The organism is Proteus sp. PR00224 (genome assembly GCF_016238105.1).
Classification (GTDB): Bacteria; Pseudomonadota; Gammaproteobacteria; order Enterobacterales; family Enterobacteriaceae; genus Proteus.
In genome coordinates, this window is the sequence record NZ_JAEHQU010000011.1 from 1 (window position 1) to 18875 (window position 18875).

The 18875-nt window shown below is 40.4% G+C and carries 29 protein-coding genes and 1 pseudogene; 28 read left to right on the forward strand and 2 right to left on the reverse strand.

Going from position 1 to position 18875, the window contains the following annotated elements; genetic code table 11:
* From JEP71_RS15725 to JEP71_RS17710, 6 genes and pseudogenes are all read left to right on the forward strand, one after another.
* On the forward strand, positions 1-292 hold a 292-nt coding region (locus JEP71_RS15725), incomplete at its 5' end, for a phosphate-starvation-inducible protein PsiE (RefSeq protein WP_198626548.1).
* 147 nt (positions 293-439) lie between these two features.
* Positions 440-709: a bacteriophage protein gene (locus tag JEP71_RS15730; protein ID WP_036904926.1), complete on the forward strand. Its 270-nt coding sequence runs from the start codon at positions 440-442 to the stop codon at positions 707-709.
* The gene (locus tag JEP71_RS15735) at positions 709-1179 is read left to right on the forward strand and encodes a lysozyme (protein WP_109372927.1); all 471 of its coding nucleotides are present in this window, start codon (positions 709-711) and stop codon (positions 1177-1179) included. The genes JEP71_RS15730 and JEP71_RS15735 overlap by 1 nt, the downstream gene beginning before the upstream one ends.
* Positions 1161-1319: a hypothetical protein gene (locus tag JEP71_RS15740; protein ID WP_198626549.1), complete on the forward strand. Its 159-nt coding sequence runs from the start codon at positions 1161-1163 to the stop codon at positions 1317-1319. The genes JEP71_RS15735 and JEP71_RS15740 overlap by 19 nt, the downstream gene beginning before the upstream one ends.
* A 2-nt stretch (positions 1320-1321) precedes the next feature.
* Positions 1322-1852 carry a hypothetical protein gene (locus JEP71_RS15745; protein WP_109372928.1) on the forward strand — a complete coding sequence of 177 codons (531 nt, stop codon included), beginning with the start codon at positions 1322-1324 and terminating at the stop codon, positions 1850-1852.
* A gap of 248 nt (positions 1853-2100) precedes the next feature.
* Positions 2101-2229: pseudogene (locus JEP71_RS17710) on the forward strand (lysis protein); the annotation flags it as partial.
* 46 nt (positions 2230-2275) lie between these two features.
* Here the strand turns inward: JEP71_RS17710 and JEP71_RS15750 are convergent.
* Complete coding sequence (locus tag JEP71_RS15750; RefSeq protein WP_109372929.1) at positions 2276-2551, reverse strand: glycine zipper domain-containing protein; 276 nt, start codon at positions 2549-2551, stop codon at positions 2276-2278.
* 611 nt (positions 2552-3162) lie between these two features.
* Positions 3163-3384 carry a hypothetical protein gene (locus JEP71_RS15755; protein ID WP_088495906.1) on the reverse strand — a complete coding sequence of 74 codons (222 nt, stop codon included), beginning with the start codon at positions 3382-3384 and terminating at the stop codon, positions 3163-3165.
* A gap of 142 nt (positions 3385-3526) precedes the next feature.
* Here JEP71_RS15755 and JEP71_RS15760 point away from each other — a divergent pair, with 142 nt between their 5' ends.
* From JEP71_RS15760 to JEP71_RS15865, 22 genes are all read left to right on the forward strand, one after another.
* A complete protein-coding gene (locus JEP71_RS15760) occupies positions 3527-3799 on the forward strand; it encodes a hypothetical protein (protein ID WP_198626550.1) in 273 nt (90 codons plus the stop codon).
* The gene (locus JEP71_RS15765; RefSeq protein WP_198626551.1) at positions 3800-3937 is read left to right on the forward strand and encodes a hypothetical protein; all 138 of its coding nucleotides are present in this window, start codon (positions 3800-3802) and stop codon (positions 3935-3937) included. It abuts the gene before it with no gap.
* Between the two features lie 65 nt (positions 3938-4002).
* A complete protein-coding gene (locus tag JEP71_RS15770; RefSeq protein WP_198626552.1) occupies positions 4003-4350 on the forward strand; it encodes an HNH endonuclease in 348 nt (115 codons plus the stop codon).
* 211 nt (positions 4351-4561) lie between these two features.
* The gene (locus tag JEP71_RS15775; RefSeq protein ID WP_099660116.1) at positions 4562-5032 is read left to right on the forward strand and encodes a phage terminase small subunit P27 family; all 471 of its coding nucleotides are present in this window, start codon (positions 4562-4564) and stop codon (positions 5030-5032) included.
* 3 nt (positions 5033-5035) lie between these two features.
* Positions 5036-6769, forward strand: a complete 1734-nt coding sequence (locus tag JEP71_RS15780) for a terminase large subunit (RefSeq protein ID WP_198626553.1) — start codon at positions 5036-5038, stop codon at positions 6767-6769.
* Positions 6770-6778: 9 nt separating this feature from the next.
* The gene (locus JEP71_RS15785; RefSeq protein ID WP_109372933.1) at positions 6779-6958 is read left to right on the forward strand and encodes a hypothetical protein; all 180 of its coding nucleotides are present in this window, start codon (positions 6779-6781) and stop codon (positions 6956-6958) included.
* Entirely contained in the window at positions 6958-8187 is a 1230-nt protein-coding gene (locus JEP71_RS15790) for a phage portal protein (protein ID WP_023582514.1), read from the forward strand. Before JEP71_RS15785 ends, JEP71_RS15790 begins: the two co-directional genes overlap by 1 nt.
* Positions 8165-8809, forward strand: a complete 645-nt coding sequence (locus JEP71_RS15795; protein ID WP_180273015.1) for an HK97 family phage prohead protease — start codon at positions 8165-8167, stop codon at positions 8807-8809. The genes JEP71_RS15790 and JEP71_RS15795 overlap by 23 nt, the downstream gene beginning before the upstream one ends.
* Before the next feature lie 13 nt (positions 8810-8822).
* Complete coding sequence (locus JEP71_RS15800) at positions 8823-10031, forward strand: phage major capsid protein (protein ID WP_198626554.1); 1209 nt, start codon at positions 8823-8825, stop codon at positions 10029-10031.
* Between the two features lie 95 nt (positions 10032-10126).
* Positions 10127-10435 carry a head-tail connector protein gene (locus JEP71_RS15805; protein ID WP_023582511.1) on the forward strand — a complete coding sequence of 103 codons (309 nt, stop codon included), beginning with the start codon at positions 10127-10129 and terminating at the stop codon, positions 10433-10435.
* On the forward strand, positions 10432-10755 hold the full coding sequence (locus tag JEP71_RS15810) for a phage head closure protein (RefSeq protein ID WP_198626555.1): 324 nt from the start codon (positions 10432-10434) through the stop codon (positions 10753-10755). Before JEP71_RS15805 ends, JEP71_RS15810 begins: the two co-directional genes overlap by 4 nt.
* Positions 10752-11192 (forward strand): HK97-gp10 family putative phage morphogenesis protein, encoded by a 441-nt coding sequence (locus tag JEP71_RS15815; protein ID WP_023582509.1) that lies wholly within the window; start codon positions 10752-10754, stop codon positions 11190-11192. The genes JEP71_RS15810 and JEP71_RS15815 overlap by 4 nt, the downstream gene beginning before the upstream one ends.
* Positions 11189-11524, forward strand: a complete 336-nt coding sequence (locus tag JEP71_RS15820) for a hypothetical protein (protein ID WP_196574008.1) — start codon at positions 11189-11191, stop codon at positions 11522-11524. Before JEP71_RS15815 ends, JEP71_RS15820 begins: the two co-directional genes overlap by 4 nt.
* Positions 11525-11589: 65 nt before the next feature.
* A complete protein-coding gene (locus JEP71_RS15825) occupies positions 11590-12057 on the forward strand; it encodes a phage tail tube protein (RefSeq protein ID WP_036913331.1) in 468 nt (155 codons plus the stop codon).
* A 2-nt stretch (positions 12058-12059) separates the two neighbouring features.
* Positions 12060-12440 (forward strand): phage tail assembly chaperone, encoded by a 381-nt coding sequence (locus JEP71_RS15830; RefSeq protein ID WP_198626556.1) that lies wholly within the window; start codon positions 12060-12062, stop codon positions 12438-12440.
* Between the two features lie 41 nt (positions 12441-12481).
* The gene (locus JEP71_RS15835; RefSeq protein WP_227335946.1) at positions 12482-12745 is read left to right on the forward strand and encodes a phage tail assembly protein T; all 264 of its coding nucleotides are present in this window, start codon (positions 12482-12484) and stop codon (positions 12743-12745) included.
* 19 nt (positions 12746-12764) lie between these two features.
* Complete coding sequence (locus tag JEP71_RS15840) at positions 12765-16007, forward strand: phage tail tape measure protein (RefSeq protein ID WP_198626557.1); 3243 nt, start codon at positions 12765-12767, stop codon at positions 16005-16007.
* A gap of 2 nt (positions 16008-16009) precedes the next feature.
* Positions 16010-16342 carry a phage tail protein gene (locus tag JEP71_RS15845; protein WP_109409628.1) on the forward strand — a complete coding sequence of 111 codons (333 nt, stop codon included), beginning with the start codon at positions 16010-16012 and terminating at the stop codon, positions 16340-16342.
* Positions 16339-17088 (forward strand): phage minor tail protein L, encoded by a 750-nt coding sequence (locus JEP71_RS15850; protein WP_232797651.1) that lies wholly within the window; start codon positions 16339-16341, stop codon positions 17086-17088. Before JEP71_RS15845 ends, JEP71_RS15850 begins: the two co-directional genes overlap by 4 nt.
* A gap of 5 nt (positions 17089-17093) precedes the next feature.
* On the forward strand, positions 17094-17804 hold the full coding sequence (locus tag JEP71_RS15855; RefSeq protein ID WP_198626592.1) for a C40 family peptidase: 711 nt from the start codon (positions 17094-17096) through the stop codon (positions 17802-17804).
* Positions 17805-17853: 49 nt separating this feature from the next.
* Positions 17854-18225 carry a hypothetical protein gene (locus JEP71_RS15860; RefSeq protein ID WP_109409630.1) on the forward strand — a complete coding sequence of 124 codons (372 nt, stop codon included), beginning with the start codon at positions 17854-17856 and terminating at the stop codon, positions 18223-18225.
* A 48-nt stretch (positions 18226-18273) separates the two neighbouring features.
* Positions 18274-18867 (forward strand): tail assembly protein, encoded by a 594-nt coding sequence (locus JEP71_RS15865; RefSeq protein ID WP_232797652.1) that lies wholly within the window; start codon positions 18274-18276, stop codon positions 18865-18867.
* Positions 18868-18875: the final 8 nt, after the last annotated feature.

Genomic DNA, 18875 nt, shown 5'->3' on the forward strand with positions numbered 1-18875 from the left:
TCTTGCTAATTTGTTGTTTACAGTTAGTGATCCAGTTTCAATTTATTTATTAGTTGATGGACTTATCATTTACTTTCTGTATTTTGAGTTTATTGCCTTAATTATTAAATACTTTCAATCAAATTATCACTTTCCATTGCAATATTTTATTTACATCGCTATCACAGCTGTAATTAGACTTATTGTTGTTGAACATAAAAATCCGCAATTACTTATCGTATATTCAGGAACAATCCTTATTCTAGTTATTGCATTGTATATTGCTAATGCAGAAAGATTGAAGCCAGAATAAGCTAAAGTATCTCATTTAAAAGGTCGCCATGTGCGGCCTTTTTTTATATACGTAGATCATAGTATCAATCACATACTGATTACTTCACATAAAAACTGTGTATCTGTATCTCTTTAACTAAACTCGGACACTCCGTAGGGGGTGACTATGCGCATGGAAAAATTGACCAATGCTACCTACGGAACAGCTGGCTTAACTGCCTTTTTTGCAAGTCTCTCACTTTATGAATGGGGATTTGTAATAGGGATGGGATTCAGCATGCTCCTTGGATTAGCAACTTATTTTATGACACAGCGAGAACAACGAAAACGAACAGCGTTATTTGCTGAATTAGTTCACCGTAATTGTTCTAGTGATCCGCAAGACATAGAAAAGATAGTTGGCGAGATGCTGACTAAAGCTAAAAAGGACATTTAATGAACCTAAAACAGAAAGTGACAGCAGTCGCGAGTGCTGGTGCGGTAAGCATTGCGCTAACAGTGATTGGTTATTTTGAGGGAGTGCGTTATGAGCCATACCATGATGTTGCTGGAATTCTGACGGTTTGTTATGGCCACACTGGAAATGACATCATTCAAGGTAAGACATATACACAGCAAGAGTGTGACGAATTACTGCAGAAAGACTTTATTAGAACGCAGCAGCAAGTTGATACCCTGATTAAAGTACCGCTGGATGATAAAACAAAAGCTTCTCTATATTCCTTTGCTTTTAATGTCGGTACCACAGCATTTGCACGTTCTACGTTGCTAAAGAAATTAAATGCAGGTGATCAGTATGGCGCCTGTGAAGAAATGAAGCGTTGGGTTTATGCGGGTGGAAAGATATGGCGAGGGCTAGTCAGTCGTAGAGAGGCGGAGTCAGCATTATGTCGCGGAAGCCTTTAATCATCATCGTCGGTTTTATCCTTACTCTACTCATCACAGTCGCTGGTGGCATTTATATCTCAATTGATAATTCATGTGTTGATGATAAAGCCAGTTTAGAAAAGCGCTGTCAGATAGCCCTTTCACATCACAGGTATTAATCATGAAGCAGTGGAAAATTTACATTGTCATTGTGATGGTAGGAGTTGTTACTGGTGGTTATATTGCCAACATCATACAAGATATCATTACTCAAAGAGATAATTTAATAGTAGAGAATAAGCAATTAACAAAAGAAAATAATAGTTACTCAAAGCTGTTAAGTGATCAGATATTTCAATTTAATAGATTTAATCAAATAGCGACTACAGCCTACCGCTATGGCATTCAGGCAGATGTAAAATCACAGGAGAAAATCATTGAATATAGAACGATCCTTAAAAAAGAGCCGACTTGTGATTTGCTTGTTCCTCAACATATTACTGATGGGTTGCTCAAGCACACCTATGAGTTACGGTCAATGTATAGAGATACCCAAGACATTGACTCAACCAGTGTTAGTGCCTCTACCGTCCGAACTTTAACATATTGCCAAGTGGTGTTATGGATACCTTCCTTGTTATCGACAATAGAAAAAGCTAATGAGCAATTAAAAGCAATACGGGAAATTGAAGCGAAGAAAGTAAAAAAATAGACCCGCGGGTTTAATGGGGGTCTGAATGTTTTAGATAACATGGATCTTATTATTTTGCCCAAGTGAACAGGTCGCTCTTCACTGGAACATCAACCGTACTCCGTTGCTTAAATAATAGCCATTTTATATTTGTAAAGGTTCATAGCCACTAGTTAATAGCTGGTGTTTTTTGTATCTGCAGAAAGGATGGTTGATTTCATCAGGCTGACGGGGAAGCCGTAAGTAATTAAGGTAACGTAGTGATACATGATGATGCAACCGCCGCCAGACCTACTAACACCACAATCAGAAATTATTGGTTATTCTGAGAGCGAATTGCAGAGTTAGAGTCAGTGATATTAGAGTTACAAGATTACATTAGAATGGAGTGTTTGTGATAATCCCCCTCAACAAGAGAAGGGGAATTAAACAAAATTGTAAAAACTATTTTTTATTTAATAGATAACCAATAACAAAACCGACACCTGCAGAAATGGCTACCGAAGTTAGTGGATTCTTTTTAATTCCGAGTTGTGTGTTTTTGACACATTCTTGTGCGGAATCGAGTAATTGCGATGTTACTTGTTTTCCAGCACCACAAATTTCTTTTGCCTCACCTTTTATTATGTGCTCAGGAGAATCGATTACTTCTCCATATTTAATTTGTGCTTTACCTAGGGTTTCTGTGGCTTTACCTTCAGCTTTCTCAAAAAGTCCCATAATGTTACTCCTATAGTTAATTTGTTTTGTGCAAAAAAATATAATTATAAGTGGGTAGATAGTTTTAATATTAAATAATCGCCACTATAAGAAAGGTATATGTAAGGTTGGTAATTTCACCCGAATAGGAGTGAGCAGATCAAAATAGGGAAACTAACTATAAACTGTTAAAAATATAATTATTCATGACTTTTATTGTCACTGAGTAATCGGGTTATTTTTATAATTTAAAAAATAGCTCATCAGAGATGAGCAACTATTACATTAAAAAATTATCAATTTTTATAGTTCAAGTGAAACACAATGAGTTAAATGACAGTACGCTATTGTTTAAATAATAGCCACTTTATATTTGTAAAGTTTCATAGCCATCAGTTAATAGCTGGTGGATTTTTTAATGATAGGTAGTTGTGAATATTCAACAAAGAATAGAAATTCGTGCACTATAAGCACAAGTAGAACGACAAGGACAATAAATTACAGACTTACAAAAACAGCTCGATGATATGGAATCAACGAACTGTGAATCAAACGTTATTAAAAAAGCGCTTTCACAAGCAATGGATAATATCATCAACCAACAACAGGCAACAAATGGAGAACCAAAGCGGTTACTTTCCGTATGAGTCTATTCTTGCAAGTAGTTCAGCTTCAGCTTGTTCATGTATTTCTTTGATAGTTTTATTTTTCACGTCATCAACGTAAAGATGTATGGTGAACTCCTCTGCACCATTATCCTTGTTAATTCCGTAGAGAGATACCCTTACATTAGATGTATTGGGATCTGATATTAATTCAGAAAATACTTTGACACTGTTAAATTCTAGTTTCATGCAAACCTCATACCGAAGTAAATCAGCCATTTCTTTAGTAAGTTTCTCAGGACTGAATACTTCAAATAATCTAATGGATATTTATTTATACCCTGATATTTGATCAGGGGGCATTGTACCGTTTTTTTTGTTGGAGAGCACTGTGTCAGATAAATTAAAAGTAACGGTAGATACAGCAAATCTAGATAAGTTAGAAGAGCAACTAATCCGCATTAAGCAACTAATGCAAGATGTAGGAATCAAGGTCAGCGTTAAGCCTGAGCAAAGCAATGATTTCTTTATTGCAGGTTCAGGTAATTATTTTATGAAAGATGCTGTTATTGATGTGGGAAAGCTAAAGTGCTGTGCATCAAGTGAGGCCGTATTCAGCGGTGTAATTACTGGCGGTAAGTTAGAACCAGACATCAAGGCTTAAATGGCAGATTTACGCATGCAAGCTAATCGACAAGATGTTGCTATCAATGAGTTAAAAAGAGTAATAGAAACTCGGCATCAAGCATTTTCGCAAGCCATAAGTGATTTAAATAACAGAACGTGGTGTAGTCAGAAGTAAAGGTGAGAAATCCCACCTTTAAAATCAATGAGGATTATTCTCCTCTTTAGGTTATAGGAGATCACATGCCACCTCGTATACCTCGCGCGTGTCGTAAACAGGGATGCGCCAAGACAACAACAAAACGTAACGGTTACTGTGAAGATCATCAGAACTTAGGATGGGAAACCCACCAGCGTGGTAAGTCTCGTCATCAACGTGGTTATGGTACCCAATGGGATAAGTTACGAGCACGCATACTCAAACGTGATAAGTATCTGTGTCAAGAATGCTTAAGGTCAGGACGAGCCACCGAAGCGAAAACAGTTGACCACATCATTGCTAAAGCACATGGGGGTACCGATGCGGAAGAAAACCTTCAGTCGTTATGTATTCCATGTCATAGAACTAAGACAGCGAAAGAAAGAATTTAGCCAAATTTGTAACATGTTGATATATAACGATTATACAAAGTTATAAAAATATTTAATTTCAGATTGAAATTATAACACATAGTGAGGAGGGAGGGTCAAATCTCTACCACTTTCGCCTTATAGGACCGCCCCCTTACCTCTTTTCACATCACCGCAGGTTAGAAAACTTTTTTTGGGGAACCCAAGCGATTATTGATAGGAGATTTCTATTATGGCTGGACCGCCTAAAACCCCGTCACATCTGCAATTAGTGAGGGGGAACCCATCAAAACGACCGATTAATAAAAAAGAGCCAAAACCGCCAAAAGGGGTACCCCCAACTCCGAAGCATTTCACTAAGCAAGGTAAGTATTGGTTTAAGCGTATTGCTGAAGAACTTGATGCAATGGGTGTCATGAGTCAGATGGATGCCAAGGCATTGGAGTTACTCGTCGAAGCTTACACTGAATATCGACATCATTGTGATGTTCTCGATGAAGAAGGCTATACCTACAAAAACAATACAGAAAGTGGATTGATGATAAAGGCGCATCCATCCGCTGCAATGAAGGCCGATGCATGGAAACGTATTCGCGCCATGTTAAGTGAATTTGGTATGACTCCCGCTTCTCGAGCAAAAGTCACTATGAACACTCCTGCCGAAGAAGATCCTTTTGAGGCATTTTTGAAAAAGCGCAAATGATGAATGGCAATCGTAGCAGATGGAATTCAGTACGCCGAACAGGTGGTTGCTGGAGAAATTGTTGCGTGCGAACTGGTACGTTTAGCGTGCCAACGGTTTTTGAATGATTTAGAGCATGGGCCTGAGCGTGGCATCTATTTCATTGAAGATCGCGCACAGCACATACTCGATTTTTACAATTTTATTCCTCATGTCAAAGGGGCATTGGCCGGTAAGCCCATTGATTTAATGCCTTGGCATATTTTTATCTTAATTAATATTTTTGGCTTTGTTATTCCGTTAATTGATGAACAAACGGGTAAAGAAGTTATAGATGAAGACGGTGATGTTGTCTTTGTTCGTCGTTTTCGCACAGCTTATAACGAAGTTGCACGTAAAAATGCAAAATCTACATTGTCATCAGGTATTGGGCTGTATATGACCGGTGCCGATGGTGAAGGCGGTGCCGAAGTTTATTCTGCAGCAACGACACGTGATCAGGCTCGTATCGTATTTGAAGATGCGAAGAACATGCTGAAGAAGTCCAAAGCGACATTGGGACGTTTATTTGAGTTTAATAAACTCGCTATCTATCAAGAAAGAACCGCCTCTAAGTTTGAACCGCTTTCTAGTGATGCCAACAACCTCGATGGTTTAAACATTCATTGCGGTATTGTTGATGAATTACATGCACACAAAACTCGTGATGTGTGGGACGTATTAGAAACCGCCACTGGTGCGCGTCTGCAGTCTCTTCTTTTTGGGATCACCACAGCCGGCTTTAATAAAGAGGGGATTTGTTACGAACTGCGGGATTACGGTATTAAAGTGCTTCGTGGCCAAGTCGATGATGATTCGTTTTTCGCGATTATTTACACCTTAGATAAAGACGATGATCCCTTTGATGAAACTGTGTGGCAAAAAGCGAATCCAGGTCTCGGTGTTTGTAAGCGCTGGGATGATTTACGCCGTTTAGCCAAGAAAGCCAAAGAGCAGGTTTCTGCACGGATTAACTTCTTCACCAAACACATGAATATTTGGGTCACGGCTGAATCTTCATGGATGGATATGATGAAGTGGGATAGTGCTCCTGAACTCGCATCACAACAGGAATTACAAACTTATCCGTTATGGGTCGGTGTTGACCTTGCCAATAAAATTGATATTTGTGCGGCCGCTAAAGTATGGAAACAGCCCGATAACGGTCATGTTCATGCTGATTTTAAGTTTTGGTTACCAGAAGACCGACTTGAGCGTTGTTCTAAACAAATGGCAGAACTCTATCGTAAATGGGCTGATATGGGGCATCTCACATTAACCGATGGTGAAGTTGTCGATCATGCTCAAATTAAAGAAGAAATCATCGAATGGGTGACGGGTGAGAACTTAAACGAACTGGGTTTTGACCCGTGGAGTGCGACACAATTTAGTTTATCACTCGCTGAAGAAGGGTTACCCCTTGTTGAAGTTGCTCAAACGGTGCGTAACTTTTCTGAATCCATGAAAGAGATTGAAGCACTGGTTTATGCGGGTAAGTTTCATCATGGCCAACACCCTGTTATGAACTGGATGATGTCGAACGTCACAGTTAAACCGGATAAAAACGACAATATTTTCCCTAATAAATCAACCCCTGAAGCCAAAATAGACGGCCCTGTTGCACTATTTACAGGCATGAGTCGATTATTGGTGAATGGTGGAGATCAGGAACAAAACCTCTCTGATGTCCTCGCTTCTCGAGGCTTACGCTCTCTCTAAGGAAATTTAATGAAATTTTTAACAATAACAGCCTTATTGGTTGGGATTGCGGGTGCCTTTTTGTTGTCATGGGGCGCTTGGTTAATCTACCCACCGATAGGGTATATTTGCGCGGGTTTACTGTGCCTTTTATGGTCATACCTTGTTTCAAGAGCGCTTGGACAACCTAGAAATAACAAGGAGGAATAATGTTTTTTCCTGGGTTATTTCAGAAATCTCAGAAAGAGATGACCTCATCAGAACTGAGTGAGTTAATTGGATTGTCTTATGACACTTATTCTGGTCGAAGAGTGAGTACACAACTCGCTATGCAACTGACTTCTGTATTTAGTTGTATTCGTGTTCTTGCAGAATCGGTTGGGATGTTGCCATGCTCTTTATATGAACAATTAGAAAGAGGAAATAAACGCGCCACCAAAGAACGGTTACACAAATTACTGGCGGTTAAGCCCAATAATTACATGACACCACAAGAGCTTTGGGAATTATTAATTGCCTGTTTGTGTTTAAGGGGGAATTTTTATGCTTATAAGGTGTACGCCTTAGGCGAAGTGGTTGAATTACTACCTCTCGATCCTAGTTGTGTCACGCCAAAATTAAATAGCCAATGGGAGCCTGAGTATCAGGTGACATTTCCAAATGGTAAAAGTGAAACACTGACACAGCAAGAAATCTGGCATGTGCGGATTTTTACTCTTGATGGTTTAGTGGGATTAAGTCCGATCGCCTATGCACGTCAAGCCATTGGTTTAGGATTAGCCACCGAAGAGCATGGTTCGCGTTTATTTGGAAACGGTGCGGTGACAAGTGGTGTATTACAAACGGATCAATATCTAAAAGATGATGCTTACGAAAGACTGAAATCTGACTTCGGTGAACGGCACCAAGGGTTAGCCAATGCACACAAACCGATGATTTTAGAAATGGGGTTGAAGTGGCAACAAATCAGTTTATCGGCTGAAGATGCGCAATTTCTTGAAACACGAAAGTTTCAGTTAGAGGAAATTTGCCGTATTTTTCGTGTTCCCCTTCACATGGTGCAAAACACCGATCGCGCCACATTCAATAACATTGAAAACTTGGGTATTGGTTTTATTAACTACTCACTTGTTCCCTACCTTATTCGTATAGAGCAACGTATTAATGCAGGGCTAGTAAAAGCCAGTAAGCAAGGGACTTTTTATGCCAAATTTAATACTGGCGCTTTATTACGTGGTGATATGAAATCGCGATTTGAAGCCTACTCAACAGGCATTAACTGGGGGATTTATTCGCCTAATGAATGTCGTGAACTCGAAGAGTTAAATCCGCGTGAGGGTGGCGATATTTATCTCACGCCGATGAACATGACTACTAAGCCAGAAACCCAAAAACAAGAGGAGAAAGCGCATGCCGATGACGACCAAACAACGGCTTGATGTGCCATTGAAAATTAAGTCTGTTAGTGACTCTGGCGAGTTTGAAGGCTACGGCTCCGTTTTCGGGGTAAAAGACAGTTATGCCGATATTGTGATGCCGGGGGCTTTTCTTAATTCCCTGAGTCAGTGGAAAGAAAAAGGTTCATTACCCGCCTTACTTTGGCAACACCAAATGGCTGAGCCTATTGGTATTTATACCGAAATGAGAGAAGACAGCACCGGACTCTATGTAAAAGGTCGCCTGTTAATTGATGACGATCCTTTATCTAAACGTGCACATGCTCATATGAAGGCCGGATCACTCTCCGGCCTTTCTATTGGTTACATTCTTAAAGATTATGAATATGACCGCAGTAAAGATGCCTTTCTACTGAAAGAAATCGACCTATGGGAAGTCAGCTTAGTGACATTTCCTTCCAATGATGAAGCGCGAGTCAGTGATGTGAAGTCGGCATTTGCTCGTGGTGAATTACCCACACAAAAAAGTATTGAGCGAGTCCTGCGCGATGTTGGGCTTTCGCGAACACAAGCCAAGGCTTTTATGGCCAAAGGCTACGATGCACTTTCTCTGCGTGATGTTGAGCAAGAAGCATTAGAAACATTGAAATCTATTTTTAAATAATAAAGGAAAAATTATGGCTATTGATCATAAAGACGTTAGTGAAGTTGCGCAGGAATTAAAAGGTCAGTTTGACGAATTTAAAAAGTCGAATGATAAACGTATCGATGCGATTGAAGCTGAAAAAAGTAAGTTATCAGCAACCGTTGATACCTTAAATGAAAAATTATCAGAGTTGGATGAATTAAAAAGCAATTTAGAAGCGGAACTTGCTTCAGTAAAACGTCCAGATGGTAACGTGACGAATAAAGATGTCTCTGAGCATAAAACCGCGTTTGAATTATTTGTGCGTAAAGGTACAGATGATGGGCTTGCGGAATTAGAGCGTAAAGCAATGCAGGTCGGTTCAGATCCTGACGGCGGTTATGCCGTACCCGAAGAACTGGATCGTAATATTATTACGGCATTGCGTGATGAAGTGGTTATGCGCCAAGAGTGTAATGTGATTACGGTTGGGACAGAGAAGTTTAAACGCCTGATTAATCAAGGTGGCACAAATAGTGGTTGGGTCGGTGAAGTGGATAAACGTCCTGAAACCAGCACATCAAAACTCGCGTCTATTGAACCGTTCTGGGGTGAAATCTATGGTAACCCTGCTGCAACTCAAACCATGCTTGATGATGCCTTTTTTAATGTTGAGCAATTCATCACCAGTGAGTTAGCCACAGAATTCGCGGAGCAGGAAGAAGCGGTATTTACCCACGGTGACGGTATTAAAAAGCCTAAAGGCCTGCTGGCATACGGCAGTGACGATAAAGGCGATAAAGAACGTGAATGGGGTAAGTTACAGCATTTGTTATTGAAAAAACCGACAGAAATCACGGCGGATGAAGTCATGAAATTAATTTATACCATGCGAAAAGTGTATCGCACAGGTGCTAAGTTTATGATGAATAACAATACATTATTCCAAGTTCGCACACTGAAAGATGCTCAAGGTAATTACTTGTGGCAACCCGGTCTGCAATTAGGGCAACCTTCTGCATTATTAGGGTATGGCATTGCAGAAAATGAGCAATTTTCTGATGTATCAGCTGACGCTGTGCCGATTGCTTTTGGTAACTTCAACCGCTGTTACACTATTCTTGATCGTATTGGTGTCCGTATGTTACGTGACCCATACACCAACAAACCGTTTGTACATTTCTATACGACGAAACACGTTGGCTCTATGTTGGTTGACAGTAATGCTGTGAAGTTACTGAAAGCTGGAGCCACTAAATAATCTGAGTTTATGTATCTCAGTTTCATATATACCGCTTAATTGCGGTTTTTTTGTGCCTGCGATCGGGATAGGTCGCAGGATTTATTGGAGGTTTCATGGCATTTCCAACTATCGATGAATTGAAACGCCAATGTTATATCGATGGTGATCAGGATGATGATTTGCTTCAACAAAATCTATCGTCGGCAATAGCCGAAGTGGAAAGATTAACAAACCGAAAATTGTATGATGATGAAATACCTGAAAGTGATCATTATGGCTTACTTCTTTCCGAAGATATAAAAATAAGGCTCATGCAAATGGTTGGTTTTTGGTATGAGAATCGTGAAGGTCAATCACTCCCCGAGTCGCTATGTAATGCATTGCGTGAATATCGTATCAGACCCATGCGAGGGCAATCATGAAAGCAGGAAGATTGCGCCAAACTGTCATATTTCAACAGAACGTACCCATTAAATTACCTTCAGGGCAACTTAAAAAAGAGTGGGTTGATATCGCTTCAGTGCGATGCGGAGTAAAACATCTTTCTGGTCGTGAGCTGATATCCGCTAATGCTGAAATGTCAGAGGTTACTGTTAGAGTGTGGATGCGTTATCGACCCGATATTAACAGTACCTGCAGAATGGTTTGGCGTGAGCAAATTTATGACATTCAGTCAGTCATTCCTGATGAGAAATTGACTCGATTAGAATTGCTATGCAAACAAGGAGTTAAACAATCATGAATTTGGATTTCTCCGATCTACTCGACTTATCAAGAGAGTTAGATGTTTTAAGCCGAGCTGAAAGTCATCAAGCGATGCGAAAAGCAACCAATGCGGCCGCAACGTTATTACGTGATGAAATCAGAACGTCCGCACCACGAAAGACGGGAAAATTAGCACGAAATATAGTGACTCGTAATCACAGAATGCGCAATAAAGGTGAGGTTTCTTCGGGCGTTTATGTTCGAGGGAGTAACGCATCAGGCACAAACAGTGATACCTCTATGAAAAGTGATCATCCTAATAATGCCTTTTATTGGCGCTTTCTTGAAGAGGGCACTTCTAAAATGGCGCCAAGACCTTTTATACGTCCCACTTTTGATCGTGAATCGGATAAGGCAGCCAATTTAGCCATTAGCGAATTAAATAGAGCGATTGATGAGGCGCTAGGAAAATGACAGAGGCGGATATCTACGCAATTTTATCACCTGTATTACCTGATAAAGTTTTTCCGTATGTTGCTCCACAATCAAACCCTGCAATAACAGCGCCTTGGTGTGTCTTCTCTTTGTACGATGTCAAAGGCGATGTACTGAAGGGGCAAGCCGAAACAATGACGAATATTCAGGTTGATGTTTATGCCGATACGATTGATGAGGCGAGAACGCTTCGCTTGTTATTTGCTAATGCCTTAACAAAATTAAGCCCTGTTGAAATTTCAGAGAAACAAGACTACGAGCCAGATACAGGATTGTTTAGAGCAACATTTGAGTGCCAAGTTTGGCAATAGCATCGCCTTATTATTCACACTAAAGCCACCTTCGGGTGGTTTTTTTATGCCAATAGGAAATGATCATGTCTAGTAAATATGAAAAAACACAAGGCACTAAAATCAGTGTCTCGAAATTACCCGCAACTGAAGTTAACCCTGCTGATGCGGTATTTTTAGGGATTTCTTGTTCAACAAAAGAAATCAGTTATACCGGTGGGCAGAAATCAGATATTGATGTCACTACGCTATGCTCTGAGGAGCAAGAAGTTACCAATGGATTATCCGCACCTGCAGAGCTCACCATTAATGGTAATTTTACTGATGATGAAGGCCAAGAAACATTACGTACCGCGTATGAAAATGATGAAGTTCATGCATTTAAAGTGGAGTTCCCTTCGGGGATTGGCTATGCCTTTTTAGCCGAAGTGCGTCAAAACAGTTGGAGTGTTTCTACTTCGGGTGTGGTTTCTGCTTCATTTACCCTACGTTTAAAAGGTAAATCTAAGCCGATTAAAAACGGGACTGTTAATTTAAATAAAGGTAGCGAATAACCATGAAAAAACCGTCATTAAAATCACTGGCTTTAAGTGAAAAGAACGCTTTTCGCACAAAGAAAGTGAATGTTGCTGAATGGGAAAATGCGGTTGTTATGCTTCGTGAACCGTCATCACTTGCATGGATGAAATGGCGTGAAATTATTCATCATGATAATGCTGAAGATGAACATTCGTTATCTGACATTGAAATTGCACAACGTAATTTACGTGCCGATGTTGTGATGTTTATTGATGTGTTGCGTGATGAAAACGGGGATGTCGTTTTTGATGAATCAGACATTAACGATGTAATGGCTATTTATGGTCCAGTGCATTCTCGTTTATTAAAACAAGCGCTCGATTTAACTATTTCGGTTGATGATGCAGAAAAAAAGTAGCCCAGCCTGATACTTTCTTTTTAATGACATTGGCGCTCCGTATGGGGCGCACTCTTGATGAACTCACTCGCCAAATGAGCTTGAGTGAGCTTCGGATGTGGATGGCTTTTGATCGCATCAATCCCATCGGTGATATTCGCAGTGATATTCAAACCGCACATATTGTTTCTTCTATTTATCACTCTCAAGGCGGTAAATGCACGCTTTCTGATGTGCTTTTACGGTGGGATCCCAAAGCAACCCAAGAAAGTGATGATAGTTCTAATGGGTTAGAGAATTTCTTTCAGTCTATTTCAGAAAATTAATTATTTTTGCGAGGATAAAATGGCAAAACTACGTGAACTAATTATTAAAATTTCTGCTAATTCTTCCTCGTTTCAATCTGAAATAGCGCGGGCTTCGCGTATGGGAGAAAACTATTATCGGATCATTGAGCAAGGCGGGCGACGCGCCAGTGGTGCATCTCGTGAAATGCAACGCGCTATCCATGATCTAAATGGTGAATTATCGTCCATTAAAAATACCGTATCAGGCGTTGCGGGTGCATTTGCAGGGGCTTTTGCAACACAGCAACTTATCAATTATGCAGACACATGGAGTCAACTCAGTGGTCGATTAAAATTAGCATCTACGTCGATGGAGGATTTTAAACAAGCACAGCAAGAGTTAATGACGCTGAGCCAAAGAACAGGCACATCCATTGCAGCGAATACGAATCTATACAGCCGTGTTGCACAATCCATGCGTGATGCGGGTTATGCTTCAAGTGATGTTGCTAAAGTCACCGAAACCATTGCAACTTCATTAAAACTCTCTGGTGCCAGCACTCAAGAAGCGAGTTCTGTTATTACACAGTTGAGCCAAGCTTTGGCATCAGGCTTGCTTCGTGGTGAAGAATTTAATGCTGTGATGGAAAATGGTGGTCGATTAGCAAAAATGCTCGCTGATGGGCTTGGAACGACGATTGGTGGTCTGCGTGAAATGTCGCAAAATGGACTGCTCACGATGGATAAAATTGTTCCCATCCTGACGAATACGCAACAGTTACGTGCTGAATTTGCGCAGTTGCCTACAACGGTAAGTGGGTCTGCACAGAAGATTGAAAATGCGTTCATGGCATGGATCGGCAATGTTAATGAAACATCAGGTGCTACTCGCACACTATCAACCGCAATGGAGGGGATCGCTAACAATATTGATGGTATAGCCTCTGTTTCTGGTGTGTTAATTGGTTTGGGGTTGGCGCGTTATTTTGGCGGGCTGACAACGAGTGTGGCGAATGCAACCATTGGGGTTGCGCGTGCAACAAAAAGTGAAATAGCACATGCTCAAGCTCAATTGCAAGGTATAAAAATATCAACGGCTAGAGCAAGGGCAGCAGTCTATCGGGCTCAACAAGCAAGGTTAGCAGCACAAAGTGTTGAGCAACAAGCATTGGCTGAGCGCCGATTGGCATCCGCACAAGGAACATTAAACCGGAATATTTCAGCTAGACGTACAGCGCAAGAAAACCTTAATAGAGTAACTTCAGTTGGAACACGTCTTCTTGGTGGTGCAATGGGGTTAATTGGTGGAGTTCCTGGTCTCGTGATGGCGGGAGCGACTGCTTGGTATATTATGCATCAGCGCCAGCAAGAGGCGAGAAGATCTGCCCTTGAGTATGCCAATACGCTAGATACTCTCAAAGAACGCATGCCTAACATGACTTTATCCCAGTCGCATGATGAGTCAAAAAATATAAAGAAAACGCTTGAAGTTCAAATTGAAGAATACGAAAAGCAAATTGCTAAAATCAAAAACATGGAGCGTGGCATAGTAAGTGCTCAACGTGAAGCGGATAACTTGCCGGAAGGTGTAGCAAGAGAAAGATTGCAATGGCGTATAAAAGAAACCGTATCTGCATTAGCCGTTGAAACTCAACGGTTGTCTCAAATGGAACAAGAGAAAGAAAGAACAACAAGCGCATTAAATGCGGTAGACAGTCAACGGAATTTTCTTATACGTCAGCAGGACTTAGAACAAAATAAAACCCATCAATCACTACTATTAATGAATGCCGAGCAAACCAAATTCAATCAAATCATGAATATTGGTAATAGTGTCTTAGCGACTCGACAGGCATTAGTTAATATTCCAATGCGCATTCCCAATGCAACATTAACTGATAAACAGCAAGCGTTAATAGATAATTCTGAGCGAAATAAAATTCTCTCTTCATTAACAGGTGAGGCAAGGGTCATTAAACAAGCTGAATTTTCTGCTGACGATGAGGGATTAACAAATACACCCGAACATGCTGAAAATAGGCAGAAATATATTAATAACCAAGTTGTTGCTTATCAAAATCAACAGAAAATCAATGAATCTCTTCAAACAGGAAAGGCAACCCAAAGTGCCTATGAAAAAGCGCAAAAAGAAGCTGAAAGAACCGCAGAACAATATGAGCGGAAAATAGCAGATTTAAGTGTGGCAACAGAGGTTCAGAAGGTTAGGGCTTCACAAGGTGAAAAAGCCGCTTCTCTTTATGCAGCATCACATGAAAATGGGGCTAAATGGACGGATAAGCAAAGAGAAGCAATTGAACGCTCATCTGTTGCTCTCGCAGAATGGACGCAAAAAGCAGATGATGCCGTCAAAAAGCATCGTGATATGGAAGAGGCCCGTAAAAAACTGCAAGAAGCCACAGTCAAATTTAACGATGAAGCCTCGTTAGCGACTCAAACCAATAGCATGAGTTCGCGAGAAAAAAGCTACTTTGAAGAAAGCCAGCAAATAGACCGTATCTACAATGAATCAGCAAAGAAAACAGAAGATATTGAAGCCAGATCTAAAGCATTAGATGCATTGGAAAATAAATATCGAAGTATTGCTCTTGCTGAATCTGAATGGACCGCTGGTTTAACGCGTGGAATGAAAGATTGGGTTGAAGAGAGTGGTAATTATGCTACTCAGACAGCCTCTGTTGTTCAAAATGCTATGGGTGGGATGGTGGACACGATCAGCGATAAATTAAATGGCAATAAAGCCAGCTGGAAAGATTGGTCTGTTAGCGTGTTGAAATCTATTCAAAATGTACTCATTAATGCCGCAGTAGTGAATAGTCTAAATGCAATGGCCGGTGCTGGTGGTTGGATGGGGGCTGTTGGTGGATTTTTAGGTGGTGTATCTGCCCATGCTAAAGGTGGGGTACATAGTTCAGAAAGCCTTGGTTCTTATAGTAATCAAATCGTTAGCTCACCCACTTATTTTGCCTTTGCTAAGGGGGGCGCGCCTAATCTCGGACTCATGGGCGAGGCGGGGAGTGAGGCTATAATGCCATTAACTCGAACTGCAGATGGCAACTTAGGGGTTAGAGTTGTTGGTGGTAATAATCAGGGCGCTCATTCAGCACCTCAGGTTTACATTACCATTGATGGTAACGGTAATTCAGAAACTCAATCAACGAATGGATTCGAGCAGTTTGGTGCGGAGATTGGCCGATTTGTTGATAGCCGTTACCGAGAGTTAATGTCTAAAGATATTAGGCCGGGTGGTTTAATTTGGAATGCAACTCGAGGAGGCCGTTAAAAATGGAAACATTCACTTGGTGTCCGCGTGTAAATCCGACTGAAGATGTCTCTTATAACACAAGGAAAGTCAAGTTTGGGGATGGTTATGAACAAGTTTCTGGCAATGGTTTAAATTCACGCAGTCAGAAATGGTCAATGGAGTTTGTGGGTGATGAAGACTACATTTCAGCTATTCGTCACTTTATTGATAAACACGCAGGAATAAAGTCATTTTTCTGGAAACCACCTCTTGAGCCACTTGGATTGTATCGTTGTGATGAACACAAACTCATTCCGAATGGTGCAGGGAATTACACCCTTTCTTTGGTTTTTATTCAGGCATTTAAATCATGATCACAGCTGATTATCAAAAATTAGAGCCGGGCAATACTGTCCGGCTTTTTGAAGTTGATGGTACAGAATTTGGTGTTCCTAATATTCTGAGATTCCATGCATACAATATTCCCATCACGGAAGAGGAAATGCAAAAGGCTAAAGGAGAAATAGAGGCTAAGTCTATTTGGTGGCAAGGGAATGAATATGGGGCATGGCCAGTTAAAATAGAAGGGTTAGAGTCCTCTACAACGGGATCTAGTGCTAATCCTAAATTATCAGTGGCTAATTTAGATAGCTCAATAACCGCATTATGTCTGCATTATGATGATATGTTGAAAGCAAAAGTGATTATTCACGATACACTTTCTCATTATCTCGATGCGGAGAATTTTAGTGATGGGAATGTTTCTGCAGATCCCACCCAAGAGCGATTATCTGTCTTTTATATTGATAGTAAGAGTGCAGAAACAAATGAGTTTGTTGAATTTACACTGGCGAGTCCAATGGATTTACAAGGTGTGATGATACCTACTCGGCAACTACATTCAATGTGTACGTGGTGTTTACGAGGGCAATATAAATCGGGAGATGGGTGTGATTATGCAGGGCAAAATGGTTATTTTGATAAACAAGGTAATCCTGTTGATGACCCATCACTAGATAAGTGTAGTGGTTTATTGAAAACGGGGTGTGTACCGCGATTTGGTAAAAATAATCCTCTTCCTTTTGGTGGTTTTGTCGGTACCTCGTTGTTACGGAAATAATAATGATGCAAAAGAAAATACGAGAGGCGATATTTTCTCATGCAAAAAAGGAATATCCCAAAGAAGCATGTGGCGTTATCGTACAAAAATCCAGAGTAAAGACGTATTTACCTTGTGTAAATGTAGCTACAACACCTCAAGAGCACTTCGTTATTTCTCCCCAAGAATATGCATTATGTGAAGACCAAGGCGTCGTTATTGGTATTGTTCATAGTCATCCAGATGCTACGACTCAGCCTTCTGAGTTAGATCAGGCTCAATGTGATGCACTGGCTATCCCTTGGTATATTGTCAGTTACCCCGAGGGGGATTTTCGTGAAATTCTTCCTCGAGGCGAACTTCCTCTTATTGGCCGTCCATTTGTGCTTGGTTTTACGGATTGCTGGGGCCTAATAATGAGTTATTTTAAGCAGACACATAATATTGTATTACCTGATTATCGTGTTGATTACCCGTGGTGGGAGCAAGGTGAAGATCGCTATATGGATAATTGGCAAGAAGCGGGGTTTATGAAAGTAGAAGGTGAACCACAAGTAGGCGATATGGTTGTTATGCAGGTTCAATCCAATGTTGCAAATCATGCTGGTATTATTCTGGATGATGGCATGTTATTACATCACCTTTATGGGCGATTAAGCCAGCGAGTTCCTTATGGTGGTTATTGGCGTGATCGCACAGTTATAATATTGAAACATAAAATAGTCATGACAAATTAATTAACCATAGATACCCTTGTTAAGGTATTTCTACTATTGGGATGATGTCATGAAAAATATACTTGTTATTTTTATAGCGTTATTTATTTCGGGTTGTGTGGCAAGACCCACGATGATAGAAGAGCAAAATGCTGATTATGGTGAAAAACCTAGTAAAGAATTTTATGAAGGAAAAATAAAATCATATCAGGAAGGGCGTTTAAAAGATCCCATGTCAGCAATATACTCTTTCACTGAACCAAGAAAAGGATGGTGTATATTCGATGGTAAAGTCAATTTTGGCTGGATTGTTAATTACACGCTAAATGCTAAAAATTCATACGGTGGTTATGTGGGGGCTAAACCTGAATTCACTATAATAGTGGATGATATATCATGGCATATGCCGTATCACTTAAAGAGTAATTGTAGCTACCAGTAATATTATACTGAATAACCCGCCAAGTGCGGGTTTTTTTATGGAGTTTTTATGCAAGAAGAAAAAATGGTAACAATAGAGTTAAGCGGAATATTAGGCAAAACATTTGGTAAAACTCATCAGCGCATAATTACGACAACATCAGAAGCAATCAGAGCACTTTGTTGTACCTTAAATGGATTTGAACAGTATTTAAATACCAGTAAATCACGAGGATTAACATACGCAGTATTTAAAGGGAAAAAGAATATCGGTGTTGATGATCTTAATTTACCGATATCAGAAGAAATTATTCGTATCGTTCCCATTGTGATGGGGAGCAAAAGAGGGGGTGTTTTTCAGACTATTTTTGGTGCCGTCCTTGTTGCTGCTGCTATATGGCTACCTTGGGGTTCCGCATTATGGGCCAGTAACCTTTTATTTGCTGTTGGCGCATCAGTGGCTATTGGCGGTGTTATTCAAATGCTTTCACCTCAACCGAAAGGTCTTGCAATGCAAGATCAAGGTGAAAACAAACCTTCGTATGCGTTTGGCTCTCCTACTAATACCGTTTCTCAAGGTTACCCTGTGCCAGTGCTGTATGGCGAAAGAACTATTGGTGGTGCCATCATTTCTGCCGGTATTTATGTAGAAGATCAGCAATAAATCTATTT

Excerpts from the sequence above, each read along its gene's own strand:
- JEP71_RS15780 (WP_198626553.1), top strand. The coding sequence starts at position 5,036 with ATGGCAATCGTAGCAGATGGAATTCAGTACGCCGAACAGGTGGTTGCT.
- JEP71_RS15795 (WP_180273015.1), top strand. The coding sequence starts at position 8,165 with ATGACGACCAAACAACGGCTTGATGTGCCATTGAAAATTAAGTCTGTT.
- JEP71_RS15755 (WP_088495906.1), bottom strand. The coding sequence starts at position 3,384 with ATGAAACTAGAATTTAACAGTGTCAAAGTATTTTCTGAATTAATATCA.
- JEP71_RS15770 (WP_198626552.1), top strand. The coding sequence starts at position 4,003 with ATGCCACCTCGTATACCTCGCGCGTGTCGTAAACAGGGATGCGCCAAG.
- JEP71_RS15830 (WP_198626556.1), top strand. The coding sequence starts at position 12,060 with ATGAAAAAACCGTCATTAAAATCACTGGCTTTAAGTGAAAAGAACGCT.
- JEP71_RS15730 (WP_036904926.1), top strand. The coding sequence starts at position 440 with ATGCGCATGGAAAAATTGACCAATGCTACCTACGGAACAGCTGGCTTA.
- JEP71_RS15835 (WP_227335946.1), top strand. The coding sequence starts at position 12,482 with ATGGGGCGCACTCTTGATGAACTCACTCGCCAAATGAGCTTGAGTGAG.
- JEP71_RS15750 (WP_109372929.1), bottom strand. The coding sequence starts at position 2,551 with ATGGGACTTTTTGAGAAAGCTGAAGGTAAAGCCACAGAAACCCTAGGT.
- JEP71_RS15840 (WP_198626557.1), top strand. The coding sequence starts at position 12,765 with ATGGCAAAACTACGTGAACTAATTATTAAAATTTCTGCTAATTCTTCC.
- JEP71_RS15735 (WP_109372927.1), top strand. The coding sequence starts at position 709 with ATGAACCTAAAACAGAAAGTGACAGCAGTCGCGAGTGCTGGTGCGGTA.
- JEP71_RS15740 (WP_198626549.1), top strand. The coding sequence starts at position 1,161 with ATGTCGCGGAAGCCTTTAATCATCATCGTCGGTTTTATCCTTACTCTA.
- JEP71_RS15775 (WP_099660116.1), top strand. The coding sequence starts at position 4,562 with ATGGCTGGACCGCCTAAAACCCCGTCACATCTGCAATTAGTGAGGGGG.
- JEP71_RS15805 (WP_023582511.1), top strand. The coding sequence starts at position 10,127 with ATGGCATTTCCAACTATCGATGAATTGAAACGCCAATGTTATATCGAT.
- JEP71_RS15790 (WP_023582514.1), top strand. The coding sequence starts at position 6,958 with ATGTTTTTTCCTGGGTTATTTCAGAAATCTCAGAAAGAGATGACCTCA.
- JEP71_RS15865 (WP_232797652.1), top strand. The coding sequence starts at position 18,274 with ATGCAAGAAGAAAAAATGGTAACAATAGAGTTAAGCGGAATATTAGGC.
- JEP71_RS15820 (WP_196574008.1), top strand. The coding sequence starts at position 11,189 with ATGACAGAGGCGGATATCTACGCAATTTTATCACCTGTATTACCTGAT.
- JEP71_RS15785 (WP_109372933.1), top strand. The coding sequence starts at position 6,779 with ATGAAATTTTTAACAATAACAGCCTTATTGGTTGGGATTGCGGGTGCC.
- JEP71_RS15850 (WP_232797651.1), top strand. The coding sequence starts at position 16,339 with ATGATCACAGCTGATTATCAAAAATTAGAGCCGGGCAATACTGTCCGG.
- JEP71_RS15810 (WP_198626555.1), top strand. The coding sequence starts at position 10,432 with ATGAAAGCAGGAAGATTGCGCCAAACTGTCATATTTCAACAGAACGTA.
- JEP71_RS15825 (WP_036913331.1), top strand. The coding sequence starts at position 11,590 with ATGTCTAGTAAATATGAAAAAACACAAGGCACTAAAATCAGTGTCTCG.
- JEP71_RS15745 (WP_109372928.1), top strand. The coding sequence starts at position 1,322 with ATGAAGCAGTGGAAAATTTACATTGTCATTGTGATGGTAGGAGTTGTT.
- JEP71_RS15860 (WP_109409630.1), top strand. The coding sequence starts at position 17,854 with ATGAAAAATATACTTGTTATTTTTATAGCGTTATTTATTTCGGGTTGT.
- JEP71_RS15800 (WP_198626554.1), top strand. The coding sequence starts at position 8,823 with ATGGCTATTGATCATAAAGACGTTAGTGAAGTTGCGCAGGAATTAAAA.
- JEP71_RS15855 (WP_198626592.1), top strand. The coding sequence starts at position 17,094 with ATGCAAAAGAAAATACGAGAGGCGATATTTTCTCATGCAAAAAAGGAA.
- JEP71_RS15845 (WP_109409628.1), top strand. The coding sequence starts at position 16,010 with ATGGAAACATTCACTTGGTGTCCGCGTGTAAATCCGACTGAAGATGTC.
- JEP71_RS15765 (WP_198626551.1), top strand. The coding sequence starts at position 3,800 with ATGGCAGATTTACGCATGCAAGCTAATCGACAAGATGTTGCTATCAAT.
- JEP71_RS15815 (WP_023582509.1), top strand. The coding sequence starts at position 10,752 with ATGAATTTGGATTTCTCCGATCTACTCGACTTATCAAGAGAGTTAGAT.